A 13,140-nucleotide genomic window follows, 5' to 3' on the forward strand; every position below is an offset into this window, starting at 1 on the left:
ATGTTAATAAGAAAACGCTTTTTAAATACAAAAGTTAAAATATTAACTGGAGTAATAGCCGCTGGACTATTCATTGGCGGGTCGCTACTTACCTTGCCAACTGGACAAGCTAAGAGTGTCGTCAGCGATGATTATCCATTAAATGATAGTACTCACTGGAACACAGAACCTGTTTGGCGTGATGAGTTTAATGGCACATCGTTAGATAAAGAATCTTGGAATATATACGGCAGCGGATGGAGCGCTAATAACGTCCAGAGTTGCTACAGTAGAAGTGAAGAGAATGTGAATGTTAAAAACGGCAGTCTAAACTTAGTAGGACTATATAAGCCTGGTGCGCGCTGCAAAGGAAATGAAAAAAGCGGCGACTTCACCTCTGGATTCGTAGAGACAAAGGGTAAAAAATCTTGGACTTACGGCTACATCGAGGCGCGTATAAAAATGCCAAATAACAAGAGTACTTGGCCTGGTTTTTGGATGAGTCCTGACAAACCTACATACGGCAGTTGGCCTCGCAGTGGTGAAATTGACATCGTAGAAACTAAAGGTTCTAACTTAGATTACGCGGCAGCAGACGCTCACTGGGGACTTTCAACATACAATAAAAAACATGCTCAAGGTAGAGATTTACCAGCTGGATTTAAAGATACTACTCAGTGGCACACTTACGGCGTAAAATGGACTGAAGGAAAATTGGAATATTACATTGACGGCGTAAAATTCCATACAGTCAGTAGTTTTGGATGGCCAAACGCAGCAAACACACCTTACGGCCCATTCGACAAGCCATTCTTCTTGCGTCTTAACTTAGCAATCGGCGGTGACTACATTGACGGTAAAGGTAGTAAATGGTCAAACGCCTACAACGCCCTAGCTGAATATCCAGAGTCATTCCCGGCAACTATGTCAATCGATTACGTCCGTGTATACGAAAGACGAACAGCTAAGGAAATAAACGTGCCAGATAACAATTTGCGCACTCAACTTAATAAAAAACTGTCAACAGCACTTAGCACTAATCGTAAAAACGATCAAAAAATTACTGACGTAGAGTTGGAAAAATTGACAGATCTTAACTTAGATGCGGCCGACAACGCATCAGAAGCAGAAAAGATTCACGATTTAACAGGCTTAGAGGCAGCTAAAAACCTTAAGACCTTATCTCTTAAGAACAGCTCTATCTTCGACCTAAGAGCAGTTTCTAACATCAAATCTCTAAAGTCAATAAACTTAACGATTAATCGCTAATTAGCTTAAACGTTTACAGAAAAATTGTCATCTCATTACGGGGTGGCAATTTTTTATTTCAGCTTAAAACCTCAGTATTCAGTGTTTCCACAGCTCTGTTGTTAAAATAACTACATAATATTCTTTACTTTTATTCCGCTTATTGTTACACTAGCGATGGATAAAAAGTATTTGGGAGAAAACAAAAAATGTTAATAAAAAGACGTTTTTTAAATACAAAAGTTAAAATAGTAACTGCGGTAATGGCTGTCGGTATTGTTGTTGGTGGTGCGTTATTTACTCTGCCAATGGACAACGCCAAAGGTGCAGGAAGTCCATATCCGCCAACAGATAGTGAAAACTGGAATCCAGAACCTGTTTGGCGTGATGAGTTTGACGGAAATTCACTAGATGGGACCAAATGGACAGCTCTTAATGGCGGATGGGGAGACGAAGGCCAACAAGTTCGAAACTGCTACACGAGATCAGATGAGAACATTAATGTCAGTGGCGGTAGCTTAAATCTAATTGGACTATACAAACCAGGAGCAACCTGTACTGGTGGTAACACTAAAACTGGCAACTTCACTTCCGGATTCGTACAGACGAAAAATAAGGCATATTTTAAATATGGCTACATCGAAGCTCGCATAAAAATGCCAAAGAATAAGAGTACTTGGCCTGGTTTTTGGATGAGTCCTAACAACTCTCCGTACAGTGCTGGTTGGCCTGATTGGGGCGAGATCGACATCGTAGAGACAAAAGGCTCTAATCACCAATTCGCTGCTTCTGACGCACACTGGCGAGACAAGAATACACCGACCGGTCAAACCGGAAGTCACAGAAACCGCCAAGGCGTTATTCCACCAAGTAAGTTCGGCACTGGTAATGACACTACAGAGTGGCACACATACGGCGTAAAATGGACTGAAGGAAAACTTGAATATTTCATTGACGGAGAATGGCATCACACAATTACTGAATTTAAGAATTCGAACTCCACAGGAAGCCCTAATGGTCCTTTTGATCAGAACTTCTTCTTACGACTTAACTTAGCCATTGGAGGCAATTACATTGATTCGCCATGGGATGATCCTATCAACTCAGTAGGAGCTGCAAATGGAGAGGGCTTCCCGGCAACTATGTCAGTCGACTACGTCCGCGTGTACGAGATGCGAAAACCCAAAGAGGTTGAAGTCAAGGACACACAACTGCGCAAGTTGCTTAATGACAGACTGTCAACAGTATTTAGCACTAATCGTAAAGACGATCAAAAAATTACTGACGTAGAGTTGGAAAGATTGACAGATCTTAACCTAAGTTACTCAAACATTTACGACCTAACCGGAATAGAAGCTGCTAAGAATCTTCAGAACTTGTTGTTAAACAACAACTATATCTCAGACCTAAGCCCACTATCTGGTCTAACTTCTCTAAAAATTCTATCCTTAAGAAATAACTGCTTCGCCGATATAAGTCCGCTAGCTGGATTAACATCCCTGACTTCCCTACGTCTTGAAAATCAGCGAGTTAGTGTTAAGCCTAACGACAAATCATTCGCTTCACCGCTGAAGGATTTGGTAGGAAACACGGTTTCTGTAACCAACTCAGCGGAAGTCGTCAACGACACAGCAACTCCTGGAAATATTCAGCTACTATCACTACCAGCCAGCGGAGCATCTCCTATCCTGAATGCTCCTTGGACCAGAAGCGTAACAATCGGAGCAATTTCAGCTACGTTCAGTGGTACTCTGGCTGTTGACACATCAGCGATTCCTAGGGCATCACAGCCTCAGCCTCAGCCGCAGCCACAACCACAGCCGCAGCCGCAGCCACAGCCTGGAAATCCGTCAGCTGCCGCTCATAATCCAGTTAATAAGCCTCAGAATGCTGTAAGCGGTCTACTCGCAAACACAGGATTTAATGCCTTCTTAGGTGTTATCGCCACCCTAGCATTAGTTGCCGCAGGACTATTCATTCTACGCTAACCAGAGGCTACATAAAATTACCACCCCGCGATGAGGTGGTAATTTTTTATTGAGAAGTTGGTTTTTATTGTTTTACATACCATCAAAAACCAATAAAGCTACATCGCCATCTGCATCATTAGCACCCAGCTCTATAAACCTCATCAAATCATCTATCCGCTTAACGGCGCCAGCCTCTCGCCTCTCTTCCGCTAACTTTCGTATCTCTGGCAATTCATTTTCTACCAGCCGAACATATGAGTAGCCGTCTACAGCAGTATGTCCATAAAGATCAATATGCGCAATCACTGGAAATCGCTGCTCAAAATCTTCAGCGTAATCCGCCAAGCCATAAGCAAAGTTAAAAATATCCTTTAAGTCATTACTCCTTGGGCTGCTCTTAAAATCATCCCGTAAACATTGACTAGAAAGAAATCTAGCCCACATACCATCGCAATAAGTGTTATTCATAATCATTATTGTCTCACCTATTCCGCGTTATTAGAAATATATAACTACAAAAACAATAAAAAAGACCTCAACTATACTTGTTGAAGTCTTAAAATTCGATTTGGCTCCGGGGGCGGGGTTCGAACCCGCGGCCTATTGGTTAACAGCCAACCGCTCTACCGCTGAGCTACCCCGGAATATGTCTTGTATTATAGCGAGTTTTTGAATAGTTGTAAAGTTACTGACGGACAATTTCCAATGCTTTTTTTAAAATCTCCACTTCCGAGCGTGATTTTTCGTCGTCCTCGGCTTCTCTCTTCTTAATTTCCTTCACTAAATTCTGCCACCAAACTTCTTTTTTCTCACTGCTCAGCGTCAAAGACCTAACTTCGCCGTCCTGCTTCTCCAAAAATCCCGCAGCCACCAAATTATCAACATGTTTTGCCACCGTCGACACCGATTTATAGCCTAAGGCGCGCATAATTTCCCGAAGCGTCGGACTATAGCCATTGCCCTTTATAAACCCATCGATAAAATCCAACATTATTTTTTGCTTTTTCGTCAGTTTCATATCTAAAGTATACACCATACGCTATACTTAAAATATGGCAAAAAAATACATTAACGACGTTCGATTCTGGCTATTGGCTATTATTATTTTTGGTGGCGGCTTCGCCCTGCATCCCAGTGTCGGCTTATCAATTCTGGATTTCCCGTCACTGCGCGTAGGATTATACCAAATCGTTGCCGTAAGCCTATTGTTATTCTCCTTGCCATTACTACTTAAAAAACGCCAAGAATTATTGAAAAACCGATGGCTAATCGGCGGATCTTTAGCAATTTTTATCGCCATTGTCGTCGGCATATTTTTCGCAGAAGCACGCCTGCGCACCGCGTTATATTCGTTATCGCTATTATTCCTACTCGCCGTCGGATTATCCGCTGGCTTAATTTACGGCGAATTATCAAAATCAGAAAAACGTAAACTCATCAGCGTCGGACTGTGGGGCGGACTAGTTTTTGGGATTTTAGCAATTATTCAGCTTATCGTCGCCACCTTTGAACCAACAGGATTTGGCACGCTTTGCGCTGGTTGTAAAGCCGACGTTTTTGGGTTTCCACGAATCAATTTATTCGCCGCCGAACCGCAATTCTTCGCCAATTCTCTACTTCCAGCATTTTTCCTTGCGTTCTTTCAACCAAAATCTCGCTTAGCCAAATTTAGCCTATTTTTCACAACTCTCGCCATATCTTTAACATTTTCCCGTGGCGGATTTTTAGCAATTTTTATCGCCATCACAGCCTTATTTATAATCGTTTTCATAAAACGAATTGACGCATCTTTTATTCGTAAAAAACTTCCAATCATCTTCGTTGGATTACTATTCGGATTCATCTTATTATTCTCATCAGCCAACATTAGATACGCCAATACGCCCTTCATCGCACACAATACCTTCGTCAGTATGGTTGATCAATTATCTCTCGGGAAAATTAAGATTCCACAAAAATCCATCGCCAAAAATCCGTCACCAAAATCCGCCGAAAACATTCCACCAAGCAACAATTCTTTCCAACCTGCCGGTTTTGTTGAAGCTTCCGCCAATGACAGGCTCAGCGCCAGTGACTTAGCCATAAAATCTTGGCTATCATCGCCACGAACGTTCTTCTTTGGCGTTGGACTCGGCAACCTCGGTAATTTCATCCAAAAACATCTTCACGTAAACGTCCCAACAGACCAAACAGTCTACGTTTTTTACATATTATTACTCAGCGGCTTAGGGATTGTTGGGCTATTCACCCTTCTAATTGCCCCATTGATAATCATATTTTTCGCCATAAAAAATATCCGTAAAATTAAAGCTCAATTTATCTTATCGCTGACCGTCGCGATGTTTATACATTTTTGGTTTTTTGGTAGTTTCATAAATACGATTCATTGTTTTGCTATAATCGGCATATTTTTGTATAATTACCCCAGAGATTATGCGGAAAAAGTCTGATTTTTACTTCAAAATTGTCCTGGTCGTTCTTGATATCTTAGCTTTATTGAGCGCATTTACTATTGCCTATATTTTGCGAATTTCCCTGGATCCTAGACCATTCCATATCAGCATCAATGCCATAGATTTTATTACCTCCATTTTTATGACGCTACCGTTGTGGATCGTGATGTTCTATTTCTTTGGCTTATACGACCGAGAGATTTACACGCACCCATTACGAAACTTTGGACGAATACTTTTAGCGTCAATAACTGGAATTATGATTATGATTTCCGTGACGTTCTTTACCAACACTCCGTTATTCCCAGCCAAACTCGTCGCTGGTTATGCCACTGGAATTGGCTTTGTTCTACTAATGATTTTCCGCAGCGCCGCCAATATTGTTCGTCTGAAGTTATTAAAGCGCGGCTTAGGAGCTCGCCGTGTTATATTAATTGGCAATTGTGATTTAACTCACGTTCTGGCTGATTTTATAGAAACTAATCCGTTAACTGGCTTTAAGATTAGCGGAATTGTTGCACAAACCCAGTTCATTCCTATTGAACTAAAAAAGCTTCGACGCTCGTCATTAGAATCGGCGCTCACCAGAGATAAAATTGACGTCATCATCCAAACCGACTCAAAAAACGTTAGTGAACATTATCAAATTGCCCAGAAACATTATCTGGATTTTTATCAAGCGCCGGAATTCGACGGAATTATGACCACCAAGCACACTATTGATATCATCGACTCCGTGCCGCTAATTCACACTCATCCGACGCCGTTAATGGGCTATGGGCGAATTGTTAAGCGGATTATGGATATTATCGGTGGAACAGCTGGGATTATTATCGCCTCGCCAATTATGCTTTTGGTGGCAATTGCCGTAAAAATCAGCGACCCAGCGGGACCGATTTTAATGCACGGCAAACAGCAAAAACGTCTCACTCGCTACAATCGACCGTTTAAGGTCTATAAGTTCCGCTCGCATTATGCAAAGTTTGATGGCAAAACTGACGAAGAAGTCTTTCGAATGGTTGGTAAGCCTGAGCTAATTGAAGAATACCGTAAAAACGGCGACAAGCTTGATCATGATTTTCGTGTGACGCCAGTTGGTCGATTTATTCGTCGCTTTAGCCTTGATGAATTACCGCAGTTATTCAACGTCGTTAAAGGAGATATCAGCCTAGTCGGACCGCGAGCGCTGGTACCGCACGAATTAAGCGCATACGATAAAAAACACGTTTTATTAGCGGTCAAATCTGGGTTAACTGGACTTGCAGTAGTATCTGGCAGACGCAGCATCAGCTTTGAAGAGCGGCGACGAATTGACTTATATTATGTTCAAAACTGGAGTATCTGGATGGACATCACGATTTTATTAAAAACCTGCTTGGTTATTTTCCAGAAAGATAATTAATGAGTAAGCCAAAAATTGCCATAGTTCACGACTGGATTTACGGCGGCGGAGCCGAAAAAGTCGTTTTGGAAATTCACAAATTATACCCAGACGCGCCAATTTACACTTCTTTTTGTAGTGATGAATGGCGAGAAAGATTAGACAACAAAGTCATTACTGGTTATTTACAGCGATGGCCGTTTTCAAAAATTCGACGATTACTGCCACTTCTTAGACAGTGGTGGTTCGCTAAACTTGATCTTAGCGAATTTGACATTATCATCTCAAGCTCTGGAAATGGTGAGGCAAAATTCGTCCGCAAATCCAGACCAGATCAACTTCATATCTGCTATTGCCACACGCCAACGCATTTTTATTGGCGACATTACGACGAATATATCAAACGACCAAGTTTTCGCCCGCAATGGCTGGCGCGCCTAGGCTTAAAAACCTTAGTCCGACCACTGAAAAAACGAGATTTCAATGCCGCTCAGCAAGTTGATATTTTTATCGCCAACTCTACGGGAATTCAGGCTGATATTGAAGAGTTTTACCAGCGAAAAAGTACGGTTATTTTTCCGCCAATTGACGTGTCGAGCTTTTCGCCACTTGCTAAAAATCGCAAGCAAACATCCATCCCCAAAAAACCTCGCTGTCTGATTTGGGGGCGAATTGTGCCAATGAAACGACTTGATATCGCTATTAAGGCTTGTCAGAAACTTGGCTGGCAATTAGATATTATTGGAAAAGGTCCAGACGTTGACAACCTGAAGAATATCGCCGATAAACATACTAATTTCTTAGGATTTGTCGATAATGCCACGCGAGAAAAATATATTAAAAAAGCAGATTTGTTTATTTTTTGTTCACACGAAGATTTTGGAATCGCGCCAGTTGAAGCGTTGGCGTCTGGTATCCCAGTGGTTGCGTATGAAGCTGGCGGCGCACTTGATTATATAAAACCCGAAAAAAACGGCTGGTTCTTTTCTGAGCAAACAGATTCTTCATTGACAGAAACCCTAGAGAAACTTCCAGGAAAAAAAGTTTCACCAACAAAAATCTCAGCCACAGCAAACGAATTTTCAGCTGCAATTTTTCATAAAGCGATAAAAAATATAGTTGATAAATCATGGAAGGAACATTATCGTGAAAATCGTAATTGACGCCCGAACATTAAGAACTAGCACTGGTCGGTACATCGAACGGCTGATTCATTATTTGCAGAAAATTGATAATAAAAACGATTATGTTATTCTGCTCAAGCCAAAGGATTTTGATAGTTGGCAGCCGAGCAATCCGCGCTTTAAAAAAGTCATTTGTCCTTACAAAGAATACACTTTCGCCGAGCAAATCGGCTTTAAAAAACAACTTGAAAGTCTCCATTCAGACTTAGTTCATTTTGCGATGGTTCAGCAGCCAGTTCTATACAATTCCAGTCCAGTTGTTACTACGATGCAAGATTTGACTACTGTTAGATTCAGAAATCCAGATAAAAATCCTGTCGTTTTCTGGATTAAGCAGCAAATTTATAAATGGGTCAATAAAAAAGTCGCGAAAAAATCTTCGCATATAATCACAATTTCTAACTTCGTAAAAAATGATTTGATTAAATTCACCGGTGTAAGCCCAGAGAAAATTACTGTAACTTTGGAGTCTGCAGATGAGTTACCAAAAGGCAACGAGCCTGTTGACGAGTTGATTGGTAGAAAATTCATTATGTATATCGGTAGACCAACGCCACATAAAAACCTTCGACGACTAATTGACGCATTTGCTTTGTTACAGAAAAAATATCCAGATTTAACACTGGCTTTGGCAGGTAAAAAAGACAGTAATTACGCTCGCCACGAGACATATGTAAATGATCACGGAATTAAAAACGTCGTGTTTACTGGCTTTATATCAGACGAGCAATTGCGCTGGATGTACGAAAATACGGCAGTTTATTGCTTCCCTTCGCTCAGTGAAGGATTTGGTTTGCCAGGATTAGAGGCAATGCTACACGGCGCGCCAGTCGCCTCGAGCACGGCTACTTGCTTGCCAGAAACTCACGGCGATGCTGCTCACTATTTTGATCCTTTCAGTGTCGAGGATATAGCAAAATCAATTGACGACATCTTATCTGACGATAAGTTACGCAATGAACTCGTTAAAAAAGGCAAGAAACACGTTAAGACATTTTCATGGCAACGCATGGCAGAGCAAACTTTGGCTGTATATGAAAAATATGGTCGGAAAAGTTGAGATTAGCTTTCCTGTCCAGTAGCTTGATTAATTCGAGTAGACGAGTCTGCTTTATTTGAGCCGCCAACTCCATAGACCATTTCAATGTTGTACTTTTCGCAAACATCACGCTCTGGAACAACTTCCGGTGCCGACCTATCGCCACCATTTGCAAACACCAATTGACATCCCGGATATTGCCGAGCGATCATTTCTAAGGTTTCTGTAACTGGAGGATTCTCATCAATAGAAAGCATCACCTGATCCACACCCTTTAATGCCCGCATTAAGCGGAGTCGATTTTCTTCATTAAGGATAATTTTTCCCTTTTTTAGCAATTGCTGTTTGTCGTTATTCACCACTACAATCAAATAATCACCCATTTTTGCAGCTGCCTCAATCATATCTAAATGCCCACCGTGCAATGGATTAAAATAGCCGCTAACAATTACAACTTTCATAATATCCTCCTCTATAACTTCTCTATTATACCTGATATACTATACTTATGACAAAGATGCTAGTCACGGGAGGCGCGGGATTCATTGGCTCGAATTTTGTGCATTACACCGTAAAACACAAGCCAGAATATGAAATCACTGTTATTGACAAATTAACCTACGCCGGAAATCGTGCTAATTTGGAAACTGTAGCTGACCAAATTACATTCGTAGAAGGCGATATTTGTGACGCCGAATTAATAGACAAATTAGTCGCTGAAAATGACATAGTTGTACACTTCGCCGCCGAAAGTCACAATGATAATTCTTTACGTAATCCATGGCCATTTGTTGAAACAAATATAATTGGCACATATACCATTCTAGAGGCTATTCGAAAACATAATAAGAGACTACATCACATCTCAACTGATGAGGTTTTTGGTGATCTAGAGCTTGATGATCCAAATCGCTTCACAGAAGACACTCCATACAAGCCTTCCAGCCCCTACTCTAGTACTAAAGCTTCCAGCGATATGCTAGTTCGTGCCTGGATTCGTAGTTTTGGTATTAAAGCAACTATCTCAAACTGTTCTAACAATTACGGACCATACCAACACATTGAAAAGTTTATTCCGCGGCAGATTACCAATATCTTAAGCGATATCAAGCCAAAACTTTATGGCACCGGCGAGCAAGTTCGCGATTGGATTCATGTCGATGATCATAACTCAGCGGTTCATTTAATCCTAGAAAAAGGCGTTCTAGGAGAAACCTACATCATTGGCGCAGATAATGATCACGTTAATAATAAGATGGTGATTGAATTGATTTGTGATCTAATGGGTAAAGGTAAAGATTGGTATGAACATGTCAACGATCGTCCAGGTCATGATATGCGCTACGCAATGGATTCCAGCAAGTTACGCCGCGAGTTAGGATGGCAACCGCAATACACGGATAATAAAACCGGCATGCACGATGGACTAATGCAAACTATTAACTGGTACCGCGAGCATGAAGACTGGTGGCGCACCCAAAAAGACGCCGTTGAAGCAGCTTATGCAAAACAAGGACAATAATTATGTTTGACCCAACTAACTACAATGAACTTACGGTCACTGAATCGTCAATTCCAGGGTTATTTGTTATTAAATTACCCGTACATGGCGACAATCGCGGCTGGTTCAAAGAGAATTATCAAAAAGAAAAAATGGAAGCCTTAGGCTTACCGTCGTTCGATATCGTACAAAACAATATCAGCTTCAATGACAAAACTGGCGCCACTCGTGGACTTCATGCTGAGCCTTGGAACAAATTCATTTCAACAGCCAATGGACGTGTTTTTGGAGCTTGGTGTGACCTTCGTAAAGGTGAGAGTTTCGGCCAAGTTTTCACGCACGAGATTAATCCGGGTACGGCAATTTTCGTTCCTAAGGGTGTAGCTAACGGTTATCAAACACTTGACGATAATGTCGCCTACACATATCTAGTTGACGCTCATTGGTTCCCGGATGCTAAATATACTTTTGTTAATTTATTTGATCCAGAACTAAAAATCAACTGGCCAATCAATAAGGATCAAGCAATTATTTCCGAAAAAGATGCCGCACATCCACTACTAAGTAATGTAATTCCTATGGAGGTATAATGAATAATAAAGCTGTATTTATTACTGGAGCTAATGGCCAACTAGGACGAGCACTACAACGTGTTTTTTCCAATGCGACGGCGTTATCGCGTCAAGATTTAGACATTACCAATAAAACCGCTGTCGACTCTTTCGATTGGCAACATGGATCGATCATTATAAATGCCGCAGCCTGGACTAATGTCGATGGAGCAGAAACCGAAGAAGGCCGCGTAGCATCTTGGAAAGTTAATGCATCTGCAGTATCTAACCTTACTAGGGTATGCCGAAAATATGATATGACAATGGTTCACATTTCCAGCGATTACGTATTCGACGGAACAAAAAAACGCCACACAGAAGACGAGCCACTTAGCCCTCTTAGTGTCTATGGTCAGAGTAAGGCCGCAGGAGACCTATTGGTCGAACAATTAGACAACTTCTATCTACTTCGATCCACATGGGTAATTGGTGAAGGCAAAAATTTTGTTCGCACCATGCTAGGATTGGCGGAAAAAAACATCTCGCCAACCGTTGTTAATGACCAAATAGGTCGCTTAACGTTCACCAGTGAGCTAGTGCGTATTATAGATCATTTATTGTCAACTAAAGCTCCATTCGGAACTTACAATGCGACAAATGACGGACCACTCGCTTCTTGGGCAGACATTACTAGAAAAATATTTGAATTATCTAATCATAAAGACTTAATCGTTTCTAATACAACTACCGCAGAATATTTTGCCAACAAGCCGGGGGTTGCGCCACGACCGCTCAATAGTGATATGAGCCTAGATAAACTGCACTCTACAGGATTTCAAAGCCGTAACTGGGAAGAGGATTTAAGGCAATATATATTAAACAACGCTTAAAATGCAACATTTATAAATCTCAAAACCGTTTAACCTTGATACTGTCGAATCATAGATATATAATCATACAACACAAAGGAGAATATGATGAAGGGAATAATTTTAGCGGGTGGATCGGGTACGCGATTATGGCCAATTACTCAGGCCATAAGCAAGCAATTAATGCCTATTTATGACAAGCCAATGATTTATTATCCGCTTACCACATTAATGCAAGCGGGAATCCGTGACATTCTCATAATTACCACTCCAGATGACCAAAACGGCTTCAAGAGGCTTCTTGGTAACGGATCACAATGGGGCATAAATCTAGAATACGCTGTTCAACCCACTCCAGATGGTCTGGCGCAAGCTTTTATTATTGGTGAAGATTTTATTGGTGACGATAAAGTAGCCCTAGTACTGGGAGATAATATATTTTATGGAGAGCGTTTAGATGAATCTCTGCGGGAATGCACAAATCCCGACGGTGGCACAGTTTTTGCCTACAAAGTATCTGACCCAGAAAGGTATGGCGTCGTTGAATTTGATGACCAAAATCAGGCAATATCAATTGAAGAAAAACCAACTTCCCCAAAATCCCACTTCGCAGTTGTCGGCTTATATTTTTATGATAATGACGTAGTAGAGATTGCTAAAAACGTAAAACCGTCAGCTCGAGGAGAATTAGAAATTACATCCATTAATGCAGAATACTTACGTCGCGGTAAATTGCAAGTTCAAACCTTAGACAATGGAGATGTTTGGCTAGACACAGGAACGATTGATAGCTTAACTGATGCATCCGACTTCGTTAGAGTTATCCAAAAACGAACCGGTAGGATTATCGGTAGTCCGGAAAAAACTGCCTTTAAAAATGGCTGGATCAGTCGAGAGCAGCTCAACTCGCTCGCTTATACACTCAAGAAATCTGGTTACGGTAAATATTTATAAATGGTATAATT

At 41.2% G+C, this 13,140-nt stretch carries 11 protein-coding genes, 1 tRNA gene and 1 pseudogene; 9 read left to right on the top strand and 4 right to left on the bottom strand.

The window, feature by feature from the left end:
• Both LRM46_RS01105 and LRM46_RS01110 read left to right on the top strand, forming a co-directional pair.
• Positions 1 to 1,248, top strand: coding sequence for a glycoside hydrolase family 16 protein (locus LRM46_RS01105; RefSeq protein ID WP_243813237.1), 1,248 nt, complete (start codon positions 1 to 3; stop codon positions 1,246 to 1,248).
• A 242-nt stretch (positions 1,249 to 1,490) separates the two neighbouring features.
• A complete protein-coding gene (locus tag LRM46_RS01110) occupies positions 1,491 to 3,215 on the top strand; it encodes a family 16 glycosylhydrolase (protein WP_243813238.1) in 1,725 nt (574 codons plus the stop codon).
• 72 nt (positions 3,216 to 3,287) lie between these two features.
• Here LRM46_RS01110 and LRM46_RS01115 read toward each other — a convergent pair whose 3' ends face one another.
• The 3 genes from LRM46_RS01115 to LRM46_RS01125 form a co-directional block, all read right to left on the bottom strand.
• On the bottom strand, positions 3,288 to 3,671 hold the full coding sequence (locus LRM46_RS01115; protein ID WP_243813239.1) for a hypothetical protein: 384 nt from the start codon (positions 3,669 to 3,671) through the stop codon (positions 3,288 to 3,290).
• Positions 3,672 to 3,766: 95 nt separating this feature from the next.
• Positions 3,767 to 3,841 (bottom strand) — tRNA-Asn (locus LRM46_RS01120).
• Positions 3,842 to 3,882: 41 nt separating this feature from the next.
• Positions 3,883 to 4,233: a LexA family protein gene (locus LRM46_RS01125; protein WP_320412668.1), complete on the bottom strand. Its 351-nt coding sequence runs from the start codon at positions 4,231 to 4,233 to the stop codon at positions 3,883 to 3,885.
• Between the two features lie 16 nt (positions 4,234 to 4,249).
• Here LRM46_RS01125 and LRM46_RS01130 point away from each other — a divergent pair, with 16 nt between their 5' ends.
• From LRM46_RS01130 to LRM46_RS01145, 4 genes are read left to right on the top strand one after another with little or no spacing between them, the layout of a single operon-like run.
• Positions 4,250 to 5,647 (top strand): O-antigen ligase family protein, encoded by a 1,398-nt coding sequence (locus LRM46_RS01130; RefSeq protein WP_243813241.1) that lies wholly within the window; start codon positions 4,250 to 4,252, stop codon positions 5,645 to 5,647.
• Positions 5,631 to 7,052, top strand: coding sequence for a sugar transferase (locus LRM46_RS01135; RefSeq protein WP_129744737.1), 1,422 nt, complete (start codon positions 5,631 to 5,633; stop codon positions 7,050 to 7,052). The genes LRM46_RS01130 and LRM46_RS01135 overlap by 17 nt, the downstream gene beginning before the upstream one ends.
• The gene (locus LRM46_RS01140) at positions 7,052 to 8,194 is read left to right on the top strand and encodes a glycosyltransferase (protein WP_243813242.1); all 1,143 of its coding nucleotides are present in this window, start codon (positions 7,052 to 7,054) and stop codon (positions 8,192 to 8,194) included. Before LRM46_RS01135 ends, LRM46_RS01140 begins: the two co-directional genes overlap by 1 nt.
• Entirely contained in the window at positions 8,178 to 9,275 is a 1,098-nt protein-coding gene (locus LRM46_RS01145; RefSeq protein WP_243813243.1) for a glycosyltransferase family 4 protein, read from the top strand. The genes LRM46_RS01140 and LRM46_RS01145 overlap by 17 nt, the downstream gene beginning before the upstream one ends.
• Before the next feature lie 2 nt (positions 9,276 to 9,277).
• Here LRM46_RS01145 and LRM46_RS01150 read toward each other — a convergent pair whose 3' ends face one another.
• A complete protein-coding gene (locus tag LRM46_RS01150; RefSeq protein ID WP_129631885.1) occupies positions 9,278 to 9,715 on the bottom strand; it encodes an adenylyltransferase/cytidyltransferase family protein in 438 nt (145 codons plus the stop codon).
• Positions 9,716 to 9,762: 47 nt separating this feature from the next.
• Between LRM46_RS01150 and rfbB the strand changes: the two genes are divergently transcribed.
• From rfbB to rfbA, 3 genes and pseudogenes are all read left to right on the top strand, one after another.
• Complete coding sequence (rfbB, locus tag LRM46_RS01155) at positions 9,763 to 10,776, top strand: dTDP-glucose 4,6-dehydratase (RefSeq protein WP_243813244.1); 1,014 nt, start codon at positions 9,763 to 9,765, stop codon at positions 10,774 to 10,776.
• A gap of 2 nt (positions 10,777 to 10,778) precedes the next feature.
• Positions 10,779 to 12,196, top strand: a pseudogene (locus LRM46_RS03875) (sugar nucleotide-binding protein).
• Between the two features lie 87 nt (positions 12,197 to 12,283).
• A complete protein-coding gene (rfbA, locus tag LRM46_RS01170; RefSeq protein ID WP_243813354.1) occupies positions 12,284 to 13,129 on the top strand; it encodes a glucose-1-phosphate thymidylyltransferase RfbA in 846 nt (281 codons plus the stop codon).
• The last annotated feature ends 11 nt before the right edge of the window (positions 13,130 to 13,140 follow it).

This window comes from Candidatus Nanosynbacter sp. HMT-352, from assembly GCF_022819345.1.
Taxonomy (GTDB): domain Bacteria; phylum Patescibacteriota; class Saccharimonadia; order Saccharimonadales; family Saccharimonadaceae; genus Nanosynbacter.